The following is a 17,960-nucleotide window of genomic DNA, read 5'->3' as shown; positions in this document are numbered from 1 at the left end:
AAAATAACTTCTTTATTCGTCTATCAATACTTATATTACATTTAAAAAATATAAATATATCATTGTTATATATAGAATAAAAAGTAAATAAAAATAGAAACAGACAAATATGCCTATTTCTATTTATACTTATAAGGGGAAACAGTATCTTTAGATATTATTATATCATTGCTGTATCCCATAGATTTTATTCTATTTTCTAGCCATTTTGCTACAACCTTCATAGCCGGCCATTCTGTTTCAAAATGCCCTGGATCTATAATACTAATTCCTTCTTCCTGTAAGTCACTAACATAATGATAGGTAGTATCCCCTGTAATAATACAGTCCGCCCCTAAAGATTTTGCTTTCATAAGAAAATCATTACCACTGCCATTTATTACTGCTACTTTCTTAATAATTTGACTATCATCTCCTGAATATCTTAATGAAGATACTTCAAAGGTTTCTTTGACTTTTTCACATAGTTCTGCAAGAGTAATATTGCTATCTAAAATGGCAATTCTTCCTATTCCTGCTTCACCATATTGAAAATTTTCTCTATTTACTTCTATAATTTCATAGTTATTCAAATTTAATAATTTCATAACTAAATCATTTATTCCATCTTTAGTTGAATCTAAATTAGTATGACTTGAATAAAGATTTATATTATTTTTTATTATTTCTATGATTTTTTTTCCCTGTAAACTTTCTGTTGTTATACTGCTTGGTTTCTTAAATAGTAAAGGATGATGAGTTAATATAAAATTGCATCCATTTTTATATGCTTCGTTAATTACTTTCATTGTGCAATCTAATGCTATTAAAATAGATGTAATCTCACAATTAGGATCTCCTATCATAAGGCCTACATTATCATAGCTTTCTTTTAATCTTAAAGGAGCATATTCTTCTAATATTTTAGTTATATCTTTTACTTTTAAAGACATATTAATAACTCCTCCAATCTGTGAATTTTATTTTCCAATTCTTTCTTTCTTGCATCTGCTAATTCAGTACTGTCACTTATAGAATAAAATATTTTTTTATACTTGTCTATCTTTTTTAAAATAAAACCTTTTATTAAAGGATGTTTTTTGTTAAATAAATATTTACTTACTTCATAAAATATAGGATCTATTTCTTCATGTGTATTATTATACTTTATTTTTATGATCTCATAAAATTTATTATCATCTATACATAAATTTTCTTCTAATATAGAATATCCTTTGTTATAAATATGTTCTCTTAATACTTCAGGATTCTGTACAGGTTGAGCTATAATGTAATCTAAGCTTTTAAATATATTATTGCTCTCTTCTATAATATCCCTTATTAAGTTTCCTCCCATACCTGCTATTATAGCCAAATTTACTTCACCAGGTTTTATAGTAGTGAGTCCTCCACCAATTCTACACTCTATAAATTCATTTAATCCTTCTGCTTTAATGTTTTTTTTAGCCTTTTCAATAGGTCCTTTATTTATATCAGAAGCTATGACTTTATTCAAAATTCCGTTTTTAACAAGATAAATAGGTAAATAACCATGATCTGTTCCTATATCTGCACAGCATTGACACTTATTTACCATATCTGCAATAGTTTTTAATCTTAAACTTATATCCATGCCTTGTCTCCATTCTAAAATTAATTAAAAAGTTATTAATATTCTAATTTGTATTATTAAAAATAAAAGAGATGATCCTAAAGATATATAAATAAATTTATAAGCAGACTTTTTATCATATTTAGCATAAAAATAAGAAGCATAGTGCATACAGAATAGAATAGCCATATTTAATACTCCATAAGCCATTTGTTTAAATGCAAATTCTTTTCCTGTTCCTGTTTTTACTACATGGAAATTAGCATCAAAACTTAATGGCATTTTCTCGGGTAACTTGTTATATAAGTACAATATAAAAGGATGTAAAGTTAATATTATTATTATTATAGTTACAATAATAAATGGAATTATAAATTTTTTATCCTTATATAAATTTATATTTTTATTTATAGAATAATCCCAATTACATGATATTATTCCTTTTTTAATTAGTATACTTTCAAACTCCTCAACTTCTTTTGGAGATAATCCATAACTTATATCTTCAACTTTAAGATATACTATATTTTCATTAGATGTTACATACATTTTAGCTGTTCCTACTTTATCTATAATTGATTTTCCTAAAGCAAAATTATCTTTTCCATAGCCATATAGTTTAACTCCTTTAATCTCTCCACTAATTCTAAAATATCCCTTTATATCTTTAAAGAATATTTTGTCCTTTTTTAAGCCAAATATACTACTTATTTCAATATATTCTTCATACACATTATATTCTAGAGAAGAGTACATAAATATATAATGGAATTCATATATATTTATAATAATTAAAGATATCTTAAATACATTTGAAAGTTCATAAGAGTTCACTACTAAAACCATCAAAATTATAAATAAATTATATAATATAGTTTCTCCTATTATATAGGGCAATCCCTCTCCTTTTATAGATTGAAATTTTTTCATATAATCACCTTCCAATATACTTTATAGGTATATATGGCTTATAATCTTATAGAATAAAGCACCAAAAGGTGCTTTATATTAATCTAAATAATCTTTTAACTTTTTACTTCTACTTGGATGCCTTAATTTTCTAAGAGCTTTAGCCTCTATCTGTCTTATTCTTTCTCTTGTTACATTAAATTCTTTTCCTACTTCTTCTAATGTTCTTGCTCTTCCATCGTCTAAACCAAATCTTAATCTTAATACTTTTTCTTCTCTTGGAGTTAAAGTATCTAATACATTTATAAGCTGTTCTTTTAGCATAGTAAAAGCTGCCGCTTCTGCTGGAGCTGGTGCATCATCATCTGGTATAAAGTCTCCTAAATGACTATCTTCTTCTTCTCCAATAGGTGTTTCAAGGGATACTGGCTCTTGAGCAATCTTCATTATTTCCCTTACTTTATCTACTGGCATTTCCATATGTTTTGCTACTTCCTCTGGCAAAGGCTCTCTTCCAAGTTCTTGTAAAAGTTGTCTTGATACTCTTATTAATTTATTTATAGTCTCTACCATATGAACAGGTATTCTAATTGTTCTAGCTTGATCTGCTATAGCTCTAGTTATTGCCTGCCTAATCCACCATGTTGCATATGTGCTAAACTTATACCCTTTTCTATAATCAAATTTTTCTACAGCCTTTATAAGTCCTAAATTACCTTCCTGAATTAAATCTAAGAATAGCATTCCTCTTCCAACATATCTTTTAGCTATACTTACAACCAATCTCAAATTTGCTTCTGCCAGCTTCTTCTTAGCTACTTGATCCCCATCCTCTATTCTCTGAGCCAACTGAATTTCTTCTTCAGATGATAACAATGGAACTTTACCTATTTCTTTTAAATACATTCTTACTGGATCATCTATAGCAATTCCTTCTGGTACTGATAGATCTAACTCTTCTTCCTGCACATCTGTATCTTGCATGTCACCTATAACATCTATTCCCATAGATTCAAGCACTTCATATATTTTTTCTATTTGCTCAGGGCTTAAATCAATTTCATCTAATTCATCCATTATTTCTTTATATGTAAGCGTTCCATTTTTTTTGCCCTTTTCAATAAGTTTTTTTACTAGTTGCATTTTTGCGCCTTTATCCTTCATATTATTGCCTCCTTCCGCCATTACTGCATCCCACCTAACTGTCTTTGAATATTCATAAGCTCCTGGGCTAATTTTAGTGATTCATTAATTTTTCCTTCAGATTCATACTTTTTAATTTTATTCATAATTTCTTTTCTGGTCTCCTCCAACTTATATTTTTTAATTTCTTTTATACAATCATCTATTAAAATTTTACAATCACAATTTTCCCCTATTAATTTTATTTGAACTATATTCACCCATTCCCTTATAGTATCTGCATCTCCAAATTTAATTTCTATTAATGTTCCTATTTCATCTTCTTCTGCTTCTAAATTTTCCAAGATTAAACTAAAAATCTGTTTTGCTTCTTTAGAAATAAAAATATCTTCATTTAAAACTTTCAACCCATAACTTTGAGCTGATTTATTTTTTATAATAAGTTTTAATAATTCTCTTTCTGCTTTTAAATATATTGGTTCTACATATAATTTATTTCCAAAAATATTATCAATATTCATATTTTCACCAATATTTGCATCTCTTTGTAATTTATTATTCATAAGATCATATAAAGCTTGATTTTTAATTCCAGTTTTATCTGCTATTTTCCTTATATAAATATCCTTTTCTACTGGTTTTAAGTCTTTTATTATATCCAAAGCTACTTCAGCATACTTAACTACATTTTCAGGTTTTTTTAAATTTATTCCTTTTGATGCTTTTTCTATTCTATAATCAATTAATCCAGCTGAAGTTTCCATCAATTGAATAAATTCTTCTTTACTATGGATTTTTATAAATTCATCTGGATCTTTCCCTTCTGGTATAGTAAGAACTCTTACATCAAATCCTTCTTCCTTTAATATATGTAGTCCTCTTAATGTTGCTTTTTCTCCTGCTAAATCTGAATCATAGGCTATTATAACTTTATCTGCGTATCTTTTTAATAATTTTGCTTGATTAGCCGTAAGTGCTGTACCTAATGAGGCAACTGTTGAGCTTATTCCATGCTGATGTAAAGATATGCAATCCATATATCCTTCTACTATTATAAATGTTCTATTAGTGTTATTTTTAATAGCAAAATTTAGACCATATAAATTTGTTCCCTTTTTAAAAACGTTAGTTTCTGGAGAATTTAAGTATTTAGGTTTAGAATTGTCTAATACCCTTCCTCCAAATCCTATAACTTTTCCTTTATAATTAAAAACAGGAAAAATAATTCTATTTCTAAATCTATCATAGTAAGAACCCTTTTTACTTTTTATAATAAGACCCGCTGATAACATATCTAGCTCTGAATAGCCCTTAGATCTTAAAAATTTTAAGAGTCCATCCCAACTATCTACTGCATATCCAAGTCCAAATTTATTTATTGTTTTAACTGTAATATCTCTAGAAATTAAATAATTCATTGCAACTTTATTTTTCTTTAAATTTGAAAAAAAATATCTAGCTGATTCTACATTTATTTTATATAATTTTTCATTTTTCTCTATAGCTGGATTAAAATTATCTTTATATTTTATATCTATATTAACTCTATCTGCTAACATTTGTACTGCATCTAAAAATGACAAGTTTTTTGTTTTCATTACAAAACTTATCACATTTCCAGCTTCTCCGCAGCCAAAACACTTATATATTTGCTTATCTGGAGTTACAGTAAAAGAGGGAGTTTTTTCATGATGAAATGGACATAATCCTGTGTAATATCTACCTGCTCTTTTAAGTCTAACAGTTTCAGAAACTACATCGACAATATTATTTAATTCTTTAACTCTTTGTATGACATCCTCTGATATCAAATAATCATTCCACCTAACTTTATAATATTATAATAAATATTAATTCAATTTTTCAAATAAAATATTACTTTATCTGAACTTTTTCTTGACAAATATAAATATATTCGACAAAAATTAATATATTCCTTCTGCTTTTGAAAATTTTTAAAAAAATTATATTTAACTATAATATATATTCTTTATAAAAATTAAATATCCTTCAAAATTATAATTTTTTATATTAATCCATGCAAGTATTATTCTACCCATAAGCTAATAAAAATTATTCTAATTTTTATTAATAAATTACAATTTTGGGTACATATATCTTATTAAATAAAAGTAAACAATAATCATCACTCATTCCGGCTATATAATCTGCTACTCCTGCATATAATCCTTCCATTTGAACCATACTTTTATAAAACTCTGGCATTTTTTCGGGATATTTTAAATAATAATTAAACACTTGATATAATACAAATTTAGCCTTTTCTCTCTCTTCTCTTAATATTGAACCTTTATATATATTTGTAAACATAAAAGCTCGTAAATCTCTAAGAGTTTTTTCTACTTCTCCACTTAAAGATATATAAATTTTTTTATTTTTTATATTTTCTAAAGTATTATAAATACAATCTTTTACTAAGGTATCTATTCTCTCTCCATGAGTTTTTCCAAGAACACTTAAATATTCTTTGGGTATATCTTCTTCATTTAAAAGTCCTGCTCTTATTGAATCATCTATATCATGATTAACATATGCAATTTTATCACTATATCTTACTACCTGTCCTTCTAATGTATAAGATCTTTTATTCTCCTTTGAAAAACCACTATGATGAAGTATACCATCTAATACTTCATCTGTTAAGTTTAATCCTTTTCCTTGCCTTTCAATTTTTGTAAGAACTCTTATACTATTTTCATTATGTTTAAAGCCATTGGGAAGTAATTCATCTAAAAGTTCTTCTCCACTATGTGCAAAAGCTACATGTCCTATATCATGTCCTAATGCTATAGCTTCTATTAACTCTTCGTTTAATCCTAATGCCTTCCCTATGGTTTTAGCTATCTGAGATACTTCTAATGTATGAGTAAGTCTTGTTCTATAATGATCTCCCCAAGTTTTAATATATACTTGTGTTTTATGTTTTAATCTCCTAAAAGATTTGCTATGTATTATCCTATCTCTATCTATCATAAAATCAGTTCTTATTTCATCACTTTTTTCTTTTAAAACTCTTCCCTTAGTATTAGATGATAATGTAGCATACTTATTAAGACTTATTTTTTCATTATATTCTATTTTTTCCCTAATATTCATAATACAATCACCACTTTTAATATATTCTATATTTTAATTAAAACTCCTTTTTATTTATATCATTTTTTGTCATAATTCATTTTTATAATTTATATGTATATTATAAATGTTTAGATAATATGATTATACAGAGATAAATAAATAAGGAGTGTTACCATGCCATATGCGGCTGAAACATATAATATTAATTTATTATCTGAAGAAAACGTAAAAAAATACGTTCTTCCTCATTATGGATTACAAGATTCATCCGTTACACAAATAAAATTTAAAAATACAGATAAACAACGAGCTGTCTATAGGGTAGACTTTAATGGCGAAAGTTATTGCTTAAAAAAAGTATATTTCCCATTAGAAGAACTACTTTTTGTATATTCCTCAATAGAATGGTTCTATAGATATGGTATAAATGTACCTAGAATATTACCTACATTAGGCAAAAGTAGATATGTAGAATTTAAAAACATGTTATTTATTCTAACACCTTGGATTGAAGGTGTTAAATGTAATTACGATATAGAAGAACATATACTTACTGCCTCTAAAAATTTGGGAGATATGCATACTTGTTCTAAAAACTTTATTCCTATTAAAGGAAGTTCTAAAAGAATAAATTTTGATAACATATATAAATCAACAGAAAAAAATTTTCATCAACTACTAGACTGCTCTAACTTAGCATTTAAATATAAAGATAAATTCTCTAAAAAGTTCTTACAACATTTTGACGAAAACCTTACTATGGCAAAATCAATTCTATCAATAGCTAGTACTATAGATAATAATAATTTAAGTAGATCTTTATGTCATTTAGATTACGTAAATAAAAATATTATATTCGATGAAACTGAACATATATGGACAATAGATTTTGATAAATGCAAAATAGATTATTCTGTCCATGACATATCATACTTCATGAGAAGATTTTTAAAAAGAGATAATACTAATTGGAATGTAGACTTAGCTATAAATTGCCTTAACCTATATGAAAAATCTCATCCTTTAAATTCAGATGAATACAAATATATTTTAGCTTACGTTGGTTTTCCGCAAAAATATTGGAAAATATCTAGAGATTATTATAAAAACATAAAAAAATGTAATAAAAATGCCTTTACAATTCTTCTAGAAAAGTCAGTTAAAAATGACATGAATCAATCAAAATTTATTCAATTATTTACAAAATATATAGAAGATAGATTTAATACTATAATACATTAAAAATAGCACCCTGCTTCTTATAGCAGGGTACTTTTAAATTTTTCTTATACAAAATTATTTTCTTGGATTTTTAACCTGAGCTTGTGCTGCAGCAAGTCTTGCTACTGGTACTCTAAATGGTGAACAAGATACATAGGATAATCCTGTATTATGGAAAAATTCAACAGAAGCTGGGTCTCCACCATGTTCTCCACATATTCCGAGTTTAATATCTGGTCTTGTTTTCCTTCCAAGATCACAAGCAATATTTATAAGTTTTCCTACTCCATTTTGATCTAACTTTTGGAAAGGATCAAAATCATATATTTTCTTATCATAATAGTCATTTAAAAATTTACCAGCATCATCTCTTGAGAATCCAAATGTCATTTGAGTTAAATCATTTGTTCCAAAAGAGAAGAATTCTGCTTCTTTTGCTATATCATCCGCTGTAATAGCAGCCCTAGGTATTTCTATCATAGTACCTACTTTATATTTTAAATCTACCCCTAATCTAGATATTATTTCATCCGCAACAGATACAACTATATCCTTCACAAATCTCAATTCCTTTATTTCACCTATAAGAGGAATCATTATTTCAGGAACTATATTATATCCTTTTCTTTTCTTTACATCTATAGCAGCTTCAATTACTGCTCTAGTTTGCATTTCAGCGATTTCAGGATATGATACAGTAAGTCTACATCCTCTGTGTCCCATCATTGGGTTAAATTCATGTAATGATTCTACTGTAGCTTTTAGGTTTTCAAAAGTAATTCCCATATCCCTTGCTAATTCAGCTATATCTTCATCTTCTGTTGGTAAAAATTCATGTAGTGGTGGATCTAAAAATCTTATAGTTACTGGTCTTTCCTCCATAGCCTCATATATTCCTATGAAATCTTTCTTTTGCATTGGAAGAAGCTTTTCTAAAGCCTTCCTTCTCTGATCTTCAGTTTCTGCCACTATCATTTCTCTTACCGCAGGAATTCTATCCTCATCAAAGAACATATGCTCAGTTCTACAAAGACCTATTCCTTCTGCTCCAAATTTAACCGCCTGTTGAGCATCTCTTGGAGTATCAGCATTTGTTCTAACATTTAATGTCCTTATTTCATCTGCCCAGCTCATAAAAGTTCCGAAATATCCACTTATTTCTGGATCTACAGTTTTTATCGCCTGGCCATATACGTATCCTGACCCTCCATCTAATGATATATAATCTCCTTCAGCGTAAACTTCTCCATTTACTTCAAAGGTTTTGTTATTTTCATTTACTTTAATGTCTCCACATCCTGCTACACAACAAGTTCCCATTCCTCTTGCAACAACAGCTGCATGAGAAGTCATACCCCCTCTTACAGTAAGTATACCTTCTGCTGCCACCATGCCTTCAATGTCTTCTGGAGAAGTTTCTAATCTTACTAATATAACTTTTTCCCCTAATTCATGATGAGACTTTGCTTCTTCAGCTGAAAAATAAACTTTACCACAAGCTGCTCCTGGAGACGCAGGAAGTCCTTTTGCTATTACTTTAGCATTTTTTAATTCTACTTCATCAAAGTTTGGGTGTAAAAGTGCATCTAACTGTTTTGGGTCTACTTTTAATATAGCTTCTTCTTTAGTAATAAGACCTTCATTTACCATATCAACAGCTATCTTTAAAGCTGCTTGAGCAGTTCTTTTACCATTTCTTGTTTGTAAGAAATAAAGTTTACCTTGTTCTATAGTAAATTCCATGTCCTGCATATCTTTATAATGCTTTTCTAAATTATTAGCTATTTTTATAAATTGTTCATAACAATCTGGTAGATCTTCTTTTAATCTTGTTATAGGTTGAGGTGTTCTTATTCCTGCAACAACATCTTCACCTTGTGCATTTATTAGGTATTCTCCAAATATTTCACTTTCTCCAGTAGCAGGATTTCTAGTAAATGCAACTCCTGTTCCTGAAGTCTCTCCCATATTTCCAAATACCATACTTTGAACATTTACAGCTGTTCCCCAGTCTCCTGGTATATCATTTAATCTTCTATAAACTATTGCTCTTGGATTATCCCAAGATCTAAATACTGCATTAACAGCCTCAATTAATTGCACTTTTGGATTCTGTGGGAACTCTTCTCCCATTTCTTTTTTATAAATATTTTTAAATTTCTTAACTATTTCTTTTAAATCTGATGCTTTAAGATCTGTATCAAATTTTGCTCCTATTGACTCTTTAACTTCATCTAACACATCTTCAAACTGTCTTTTATCTATTCCCATAACAACATCTGAGAACATTTGAATAAATCTTCTATATGAATCATAAGCAAATCTTTCATTATTTGTTAATTTAGACAATGCTACAACAGTCTCATCATTTAGTCCAAGATTCAAGATAGTATCCATCATTCCTGGCATTGAAACTCTTGCTCCAGATCTTACAGAAACTAATAAAGGATTTTCTAAATTTCCAAATTGTTTCCCATTTATATTTTCTATCTCTTGTAATGCTTCATAAATCTGTTCTATTACTTCTTCTGATAATCTTTTTCCATCTTTATAATATTTACTACAAGCCTCAGTAGTAACTGTAAATCCTTGTGGAACAGGTATTCCTAAATTAGTCATTTCCGCTAAATTAGCTCCTTTTCCTCCAAGTAAATTTTTCATTGACGCATTGCCTTCTTTAAAAAGATACACATATTTGCTTTTTTCCATAATAACATCCCCTTTGTTATTTATATAATGTCTTTATTTATGTAAAGAGTGAATACTCATTACAATTCTTTTAGGAATTTTCTCCCATTTTTACTAATAATTTGGTGATATTTGTTTTTGAAATTTTTCCTATTATTTTAAAAGCATCTTTTTTGTCATCATCTTCACATTTTGTTACTACTGGTAAACTATCAACTTCATGTTCTATAATTTTCATAGCAGCCTCATATGCAATTTCCTCTTCATCAACTACAACTATGTTAGGCATCCTTGTCATAATAATTCCTACTGGAACCTTATGCATATCAGTTCCACCCATAGCAAATTTCAAGAAATCTTTTCTAGAAGTAGCTCCTACTAAAATTCCATTATTTTCAACAAATAATGTTCCCACATCATTTAGAAAAAGATTTACAATTGCATCATATACTGTAGTAGATTCATTGACTACCACAGGCTTAGACATAATATCCTTTACTTTTATATTTCTAATATAATCATATATTAAACTATAAGAGGGTTTTTTAGAATATATGTATCCAACCTTAGGCTTTGCCTCTAGTATGCCTGTCATAGTAAGTATAGCTAAGTCTGGTCTAAGTGCTGCCCTAGTTACATTTAACTTTTTCGCTAATTGCTCACTTGTTATAGGCTCATGGCCTTTAACTAACTTAATAATCTCTTCTTGTCTTTGTGATAATTTAATATTTCTCACCCTCTTTTCAAAAAGATTAATAATTTAAAATTCTAGTATATTATATCACCATATTAATCGAATTAGTATATCACTTTCACCCTTTTATGCTTATTTATTTACACTATTCTACCTCTTATATATTTTTTCCTTTTGTATTCTATGTGTATCTTTTTTTTATGTGCCTAAATTGCATAATTTTTTAAAATTTTTTCAATAATATATAATTACCGAAAAATTATATATGTAATTTGTAAGAAAATCATTATTTAAAATATTTAACTTATTTAAAATATTTCGTTAAATACCCCCTATTAAATCTTACCAAATTATCAATTTTTATTCAATATGTTTCAGAGTTAGTAATCTAAAAGTCAGCAGACTTCCTCTGCTGACTATCTCTATTAAAATATTATTTATTATCTTCGTCCTCATCTTCAAAATTTACTGTATAAGTAAATGTATTATTAACATTTTCGTCAGCTTTCTTGTCTGTTGAAAACTTTTCTTTAACAGAAGAAGTTTTTGTTTTAACTTTCTCTGTTACATCATCTACTGTAGTCTTAATTATTTTATTTACTACCTCTACTGTTCCATCAGTTTTAGTAATTTCTACAGTAACTTGAGTTAAAGCTGCTGCAAATAATGCTATAGTTATAAATGGGGAAGCAAATAATCCAACTAAAGTTACAGCTACTCCTGCATTCACAGGTATATCTGCAATAACTTTATCTTCTTTTTTAATTTTTATTCTATTGATATTTCCCTTTTTTACTAATTCTCTTATCCATGTAACAAATTCTTCTTTTGTAGTATACAATTCATCTCTTGAAGCTTTCTTTTTTTCTTCTATGTATATTAATGCATCTACTACATTCCCATCTGTAATTTCTAAAGCTTCTTTTGCTTCTGAATAACTAACCTTTGTTCTTTCCCTAACAAGGTCTATTTTTTCTAAAGTTATTTCACTCATTTCTTCCTCTCCTTTTAAATTAATATTATTTTTATCTAAGGTATATACTTAAGTGTTTCTAAGCTTTTTGGTTTCCTGCAATAATTTTGAGAAATTATTATATTTAATATTTTATAAATTTCTTCTTTTAATCCATTAGGTATAACAATTCTATAACTCTTCTCTAAAGGTAAATTATTTAAGTACTTTATTATATTATAAGAGGCATGACTTATTTTAATACCATTTATTTTCTCGCATTCACCACAAATTCCTCCCAAATACTGAAAACTCATATAATTAGATGAACTTAATTTTTTTCTACAAATAGAGCATTTATCTAGATTCAATCCATAACCAGATGCTTTTAATATATTTAATTCAAAAATCCTAGCTAAAGTTTCTAAATCAACTGCCTTGTTTTTCATTAAATAAAATGCTCCTACAAAATCCTTAAATAGCTGTCTATTACTCTCCTCTTCATTTAAAGCAATATCTATCAATTCGCAGAAATATGAAGCATAAGTTATAGTTTCTAAATCTGATAATAAACTCTGAAAAGAATCTATTATATCTCCTTCATTTAGAGTATACATACCTTTACCTTTATATACATTATAATTACCATAGCAAAATGATAAAGTGCTTGAAAAAAGCTTACTTCTATTTTTTTTTGCTCCTTTTGCTATAACAGAAATTTTACCTAATTTTTCACTAAAAAACCATATTATTTTATCCCATTCTTTATAATCCTGAGTTTTTATCACTACTGCTCTAGTATCAAAAATGGACAGAAAATCATCTCCTAACCAAAATGTGAAATTTAGCAAAAACATACTTGAACCTAGGCAGGATAACCTACTTATATCCTAATTCTTTTAGAAGCGAATTACTGTCTCTCCAATCCTTTTTAACTTTTACCCATACTTTCAAATAAACCTTATTACCTAAGAATTTTTCAATATCTTCCCTTGCATACTTAGATATTTTTTTCAACATAGATCCATTTTTACCTATTATAATGCCTTTATGAGAATCTTTTTCACATAACATATTCACATTTATCTCATAACTTCCATTATCATTTTTTTTCATAGTTATTATATCTACAGCTATTCCATGAGGCACTTCTTCACTTAATAATCTTAAAGCTTTTTCTCGTACTATTTCCGAAACAATAAATCTTTCTTGTTGATCTGTTATCATATCTTCTGGATAGTACTTAGGTCCTTCTGGAAGATACTTTTTCATAAGTTCTATTAATGTATCAACATTCTTCCCATTCATAGCTGAAATAGGAACATATTCTTTAAATTCTATTATTCCTGAATAATTTTTCAAAGTTTCTGCTACTCTTTCTTGAGTATTTTCATCTATTTTATTTACTATTAAGAATACAGGTGTTTTAGTATTTTTCAACTCTTCTAAAATGTATTCGTCTCCTCTTCCTGGATTAATTTCAGGAGTAGTTAAGAATAAAACTAAATCTACTTCCTTTAATGAATCTTCTGCAGATTTTACCATATATTCTCCTAATTTATGTTTAGGCTTATGTATACCTGGTGTATCTACAAATATAATTTGATAATCCTGTGCTGTTAAAATTGTTTGTATATTATTTCTTGTAGTTTGAGGTTTACTAGATACTATAGATAACTTTTCTTCCATTATTGTATTTAATAATGTAGATTTCCCCACATTTGGTCTTCCTATTATTGTTACGAATCCTGATTTAAACATATATCCTCCTTATTTGTGTAAATCTTTCTTTGTAAAAGCTCCAGGAAGTATTTCTCCAAGTGTTTTTACAACATATTCATTTTCATTTTTTCCTATTATAATTTTAATATCATCCATTGCAAATTCGCTAATCACCTGTCTACAAATTCCACAAGGATAAGTTAATTCTTCTTCACTTCCAACTATAGCAATTGCCTTTATATCTTTTTCCCCTTCAGATATTGCTTTAAATATTGCAGTTCTTTCTGCACAATTTGTAGCACCATAAGATGCATTTTCTATATTACAACCTGTATAAATCTTATCTTCTGATGTAAGTACTGCTGCTCCAACTTTAAACTTAGAGTATGGAACATATGCTTTTTTTCTCCCATCTAATGCCTTCCTAATCAATTCTTTATAATTTATATCTCCCATATATAAACCCTTCCTTTCAAAAGAAGTCTATCATTATCTTGTAAATAAAATTATAGCATTAATTTTACTCTTTTCAATAAATATATTTTAAACTTATAGTTATCTTTTATTTTACCCAAATATTTTAAATAATAATATAGTAAGCATTGTGCCAAATACTGCTCCAACTACTACTTCTAAAACCGAGTGTGTTTCAGAATCCACTCTACTTTGTGCTACTATAATAGCTAAAAAATAACTAAGTATTATTGGAACAACTTCTTCTGTAATAAGTGCTATAGTTGTAGCAATAGAAAATGCTATAGTACTATGCCCACTAGGCATTCCTCCTTTTAAAGGTGTTCCTTCTCCATATATAGCTTTTACAACTAACGTAGATATACATACAATAAATAATATTATAAAAATCATATAAGGGTCTGAATTTTTTATTTTATTTATAACTATAAGATTTATCACCTCTAGTTTTTTCCAAAAAATGATATATCCTACAGCTATTGCATTTATTGCAGTAATCAATACTGCTCCTGCTGCTACATTTTTTGCAATTTTAGCTAATGGATGATAATAATTAGTAGTTGTATCAATAGTACATTCTATAGCTGTATTAATAAGTTCTGCTGTAATCACCATAGTAATTGTAATTAATATAATTAATAACTCCATTTTAGTTATATCATAAAAAAAACAAGCAGTAAGAACTAATAAAGCTGCAATCATATGTATTCTCATATTTCTTTGAGTTCTTACTGCATAGACAATTCCTTCTATAGCAAAATTGAAGCTATCCAATAATTTCTTCATTTTCATAAAAACACCCACTCTAAAGTTTAGCTAATGCTTAAAATGTTTTCTTATATACTAGAAGTTTCTCTTCACTTTTAAAAACTTTTCCTTCCAATATTGAACTTCTCCAATATATCTTCTTCTCTTTTTCTCATTAATAATTTTTCTTCTTCTTCCATATGGTCATATCCCAAAAGATGTAATACAGAATGTATAGTTAAATAACAAGCTTCTCTCAAAAAAGAATGTCCAAAATCTTCACTTTGTTCTTTAGCTTTTTCTAAAGACAATACTATATCTCCTAAAACCAAATTATTTCCATCTAAATCTTCTGATTTAAATTCATAATTATAATAAACATCCTTATACACTTTTCCTTTTGGATAATCTAACATTGGAAAAGATAAAACATCTGTAACTTTATCTATTTCCCTGCTATCTCTATTAATTTGCTTAATTGTTTCATTATCTACAAAAATGATACTTACTTCATATTCTATCTCTACTTTTTCATCCTTTAAAGCATAATGAACTATCTGTTCTATAGTACTTTTTAAATCATTATTAACTTCTAACTTGTTTTGTCTATTATCTATATATATCATTTTCTTTTATCTTTCCTTTCAGTTTTGTTTTCCCACTTATCTGTTGGGTATTCAATTCTTTGATGATATATACCCATCAATATTTTGGTAAATGATTCTCTGATTTTTTCCAAATCTTTTAATGTCAAATCACAATTATCTAACTGCCCTTCGTTTAATCTAGCTTTAATTATATTATTAACCATTTCTTCTATCTTTCCTTTAGTAGGTTCACTTATAGATCTAACAGCTGCTTCTACTCCATCAGCTAACATTATTATTGCTGCCTCTTTAGTTGCTGGTTTAGGACCTGGATATCTAAAATTTTCCTCATTTACCTCTTCTGGATTCTCACTAGAATTTTTCATTGTTATATAGAAATATTTTACAAGCGTAGTACCATGATGTTGCTCAATTATATCCCATATAGCTTTTGGAATTTTATATTCTTTAGCTAACTCTACCCCATCTTTAACATGAGCTGTTATTATAAGTGTGCTTAAATTAGGGTTTATTTTACTATGCGGATTATCATTCCCTAACTGATTTTCTTTAAAAAAATAAGGTCTTTTTATTTTTCCTACATCATGATAATAAGAAGCTACTCTAGCAAGAACTGGATTACCACCTACTTCTTCTGCTGCAACTTCTGCTAAGTTACCAACTAATATACTATGATGATAAGTTCCTGGAGCTTCCATTAATAATTTTTTTAATAAAGGATTATTAGGATTTGATAATTCTAATAACTTTATTGTAGTTACTATATCAAATACACTTTCAAATAAAGGTAAAAATCCAATAGTAAGTATTCCTGATAATACACTTCCTAGAAAAGCAAATGTTGCTTTTTTAACTACATCTATTGTATTATTACTTAATAAAAATCCTGCTGAAAAAGTCAATATTACATTAATTATAGCTATATAAAAAGCAGAATATAAAATATCATTTCTTTGTTGCATTTTCTTTAAAACTAAAGAACCTATTATGGCATTTATAATAGCTAATAAAGTTATCTCAACATTAAATTCCACTGCGCAACTAATTAATATACAGCTTAATCCATTAATAACTAAAGACAATCTATTATCAATAAGTAACGTAAAAAGCATAGGTGCACAAGCAAGTGGAATTAAAAATGGTATTGGACTTAAAACTCTAGCTAATATAACTGAAATGCAAGTTAATATATTAACCAATATCAATTTACCTGTATCATTATAAACTTCTTTATTATATTTCTTTATATAATACCATTGCAAATTTAATATAAATATTATCAATATAGCTAAACTTAAATATATATACCATTCAAATTTATCCTTTGAATTTAAAAGTGCTAACTTCTCTAATATTTCTATTTGAGCTTTTGTTACAGGCTCTCCTTCTTTGACTATTGTCTGGTCTTTTTTTATAACTACTGGAGCTTTCTTTTTAGCTTCATTTTGAAGCTCTTCAGTTTTTTCCTTATCATAAAAGAAGTTCGGTTTTATCTGACTATAGCCTATTGCAATAGCCAAATCTTTTAATGCTTTTTTAGGCAACTTAGAACTATTTACTTTTAATGATATAAATTCCTGAGCTTTCTTAATATCTTCTCCATTTTTACTTTGACTATCATCATTTATGTTAATGCTATCATATAAATTAGACATAGTTTTCTCTAGAAAAGTATTAAGTAACTTTAAATCTTCTTTATTTGCTTTTAATAATTCCATATAGTCTTCATCCGCTAAACTAACTTTAGATTCTGTTTTCAATTTATTTAATTTTTCTTTAATATCTAAATTATTATTTTTCAATACATATACTTTTTCAAATAATCCATTAATATTATCTATAATATTTATTTTAACTTCAGGATTTTTATTATATTGTAATGGAACAGATTGAATAGCCTGTTGTATTTTAGCTTTTGTTGCTACATCATCAACTATTTCACGAGGTGCTTTAATATCTACTCTTGCTATATCTCCTTCTTTTAGGCTATATTTCTGCGTAACCAATGAAGTAATTAGTACACAATATATAAATAGAAACGTACACAAAAATAAAAAGATTCTCTTAATTTTACTTCCTTTATATATTTTTTCTAAGGTAATCTTATCCATA

The 17,960-nt window shown here is 27.4% G+C and carries 16 protein-coding genes; 1 reads left to right on the top strand and 15 read right to left on the bottom strand.

Annotation, left to right across the window (positions count from 1 at the left end):
* Window positions 1-119: 119 nt before the first annotated feature.
* From J2Z24_RS01215 to J2Z24_RS01190, 6 genes are all read right to left on the bottom strand, one after another.
* A complete protein-coding gene (locus J2Z24_RS01215; protein WP_035144423.1) occupies window positions 120-932 on the bottom strand; it encodes a Nif3-like dinuclear metal center hexameric protein in 813 nt (270 codons plus the stop codon).
* A complete protein-coding gene (locus J2Z24_RS01210; protein ID WP_035144422.1) occupies window positions 923-1,612 on the bottom strand; it encodes a tRNA (adenine(22)-N(1))-methyltransferase in 690 nt (229 codons plus the stop codon). Before J2Z24_RS01210 ends, J2Z24_RS01215 begins: the two co-directional genes overlap by 10 nt.
* A gap of 24 nt (window positions 1,613-1,636) precedes the next feature.
* The gene (locus J2Z24_RS01205) at window positions 1,637-2,521 is read right to left on the bottom strand and encodes a PH domain-containing protein (RefSeq protein ID WP_035144421.1); all 885 of its coding nucleotides are present in this window, start codon (window positions 2,519-2,521) and stop codon (window positions 1,637-1,639) included.
* Window positions 2,522-2,599: 78 nt separating this feature from the next.
* Entirely contained in the window at window positions 2,600-3,685 is a 1,086-nt protein-coding gene (gene rpoD / locus J2Z24_RS01200) for an RNA polymerase sigma factor RpoD (RefSeq protein WP_035144420.1), read from the bottom strand.
* Complete coding sequence (gene dnaG / locus J2Z24_RS01195; RefSeq protein WP_035144419.1) at window positions 3,685-5,454, bottom strand: DNA primase; 1,770 nt, start codon at window positions 5,452-5,454, stop codon at window positions 3,685-3,687. The genes rpoD and dnaG overlap by 1 nt, the downstream gene beginning before the upstream one ends.
* 277 nt (window positions 5,455-5,731) lie before the next feature.
* Complete coding sequence (locus tag J2Z24_RS01190; RefSeq protein ID WP_111947778.1) at window positions 5,732-6,760, bottom strand: deoxyguanosinetriphosphate triphosphohydrolase; 1,029 nt, start codon at window positions 6,758-6,760, stop codon at window positions 5,732-5,734.
* 156 nt (window positions 6,761-6,916) lie between these two features.
* On the opposite strand from J2Z24_RS01190, the gene J2Z24_RS01185 reads away from it, so the two are divergent.
* Complete coding sequence (locus J2Z24_RS01185; RefSeq protein WP_035144418.1) at window positions 6,917-7,984, top strand: CotS family spore coat protein; 1,068 nt, start codon at window positions 6,917-6,919, stop codon at window positions 7,982-7,984.
* Between the two features lie 54 nt (window positions 7,985-8,038).
* On the opposite strand, the gene ppdK is transcribed toward J2Z24_RS01185, so the two are convergent.
* From ppdK to J2Z24_RS01140, 9 genes are all read right to left on the bottom strand, one after another.
* Window positions 8,039-10,672: a pyruvate, phosphate dikinase gene (ppdK, locus tag J2Z24_RS01180; RefSeq protein ID WP_035144417.1), complete on the bottom strand. Its 2,634-nt coding sequence runs from the start codon at window positions 10,670-10,672 to the stop codon at window positions 8,039-8,041.
* A gap of 70 nt (window positions 10,673-10,742) precedes the next feature.
* Window positions 10,743-11,387 carry a transcriptional regulator CcpN gene (gene ccpN, locus J2Z24_RS01175; protein ID WP_035144416.1) on the bottom strand — a complete coding sequence of 215 codons (645 nt, stop codon included), beginning with the start codon at window positions 11,385-11,387 and terminating at the stop codon, window positions 10,743-10,745.
* Window positions 11,388-11,778: 391 nt separating this feature from the next.
* The gene (locus tag J2Z24_RS01170; protein ID WP_035144415.1) at window positions 11,779-12,339 is read right to left on the bottom strand and encodes a DUF4342 domain-containing protein; all 561 of its coding nucleotides are present in this window, start codon (window positions 12,337-12,339) and stop codon (window positions 11,779-11,781) included.
* Between the two features lie 35 nt (window positions 12,340-12,374).
* Entirely contained in the window at window positions 12,375-13,154 is a 780-nt protein-coding gene (gene recO, locus J2Z24_RS01165; RefSeq protein ID WP_035144413.1) for a DNA repair protein RecO, read from the bottom strand.
* Between the two features lie 22 nt (window positions 13,155-13,176).
* Window positions 13,177-14,058 (bottom strand): GTPase Era, encoded by an 882-nt coding sequence (gene era / locus J2Z24_RS01160; RefSeq protein WP_035144412.1) that lies wholly within the window; start codon window positions 14,056-14,058, stop codon window positions 13,177-13,179.
* A gap of 9 nt (window positions 14,059-14,067) precedes the next feature.
* Window positions 14,068-14,466, bottom strand: a complete 399-nt coding sequence (locus J2Z24_RS01155) for a cytidine deaminase (RefSeq protein ID WP_035144471.1) — start codon at window positions 14,464-14,466, stop codon at window positions 14,068-14,070.
* A 120-nt stretch (window positions 14,467-14,586) separates the two neighbouring features.
* Entirely contained in the window at window positions 14,587-15,285 is a 699-nt protein-coding gene (locus tag J2Z24_RS01150; protein WP_035144410.1) for a diacylglycerol kinase, read from the bottom strand.
* 71 nt (window positions 15,286-15,356) lie between these two features.
* Complete coding sequence (gene ybeY, locus J2Z24_RS01145; protein ID WP_035144409.1) at window positions 15,357-15,866, bottom strand: rRNA maturation RNase YbeY; 510 nt, start codon at window positions 15,864-15,866, stop codon at window positions 15,357-15,359.
* Entirely contained in the window at window positions 15,863-17,959 is a 2,097-nt protein-coding gene (locus J2Z24_RS01140) for an HD family phosphohydrolase (RefSeq protein ID WP_035144408.1), read from the bottom strand. Before J2Z24_RS01140 ends, ybeY begins: the two co-directional genes overlap by 4 nt.
* Window position 17,960: the final 1 nt, after the last annotated feature.

The sequence above is a fragment of the Clostridium tetanomorphum genome, assembly GCF_017873215.1.
Lineage (GTDB): Bacteria > Bacillota > Clostridia > Clostridiales > Clostridiaceae > Clostridium_AO > Clostridium_AO tetanomorphum.
Note: the sequence above shows the minus strand (reverse complement) of the source record. Positions and strands in the feature narration are given on the sequence as shown.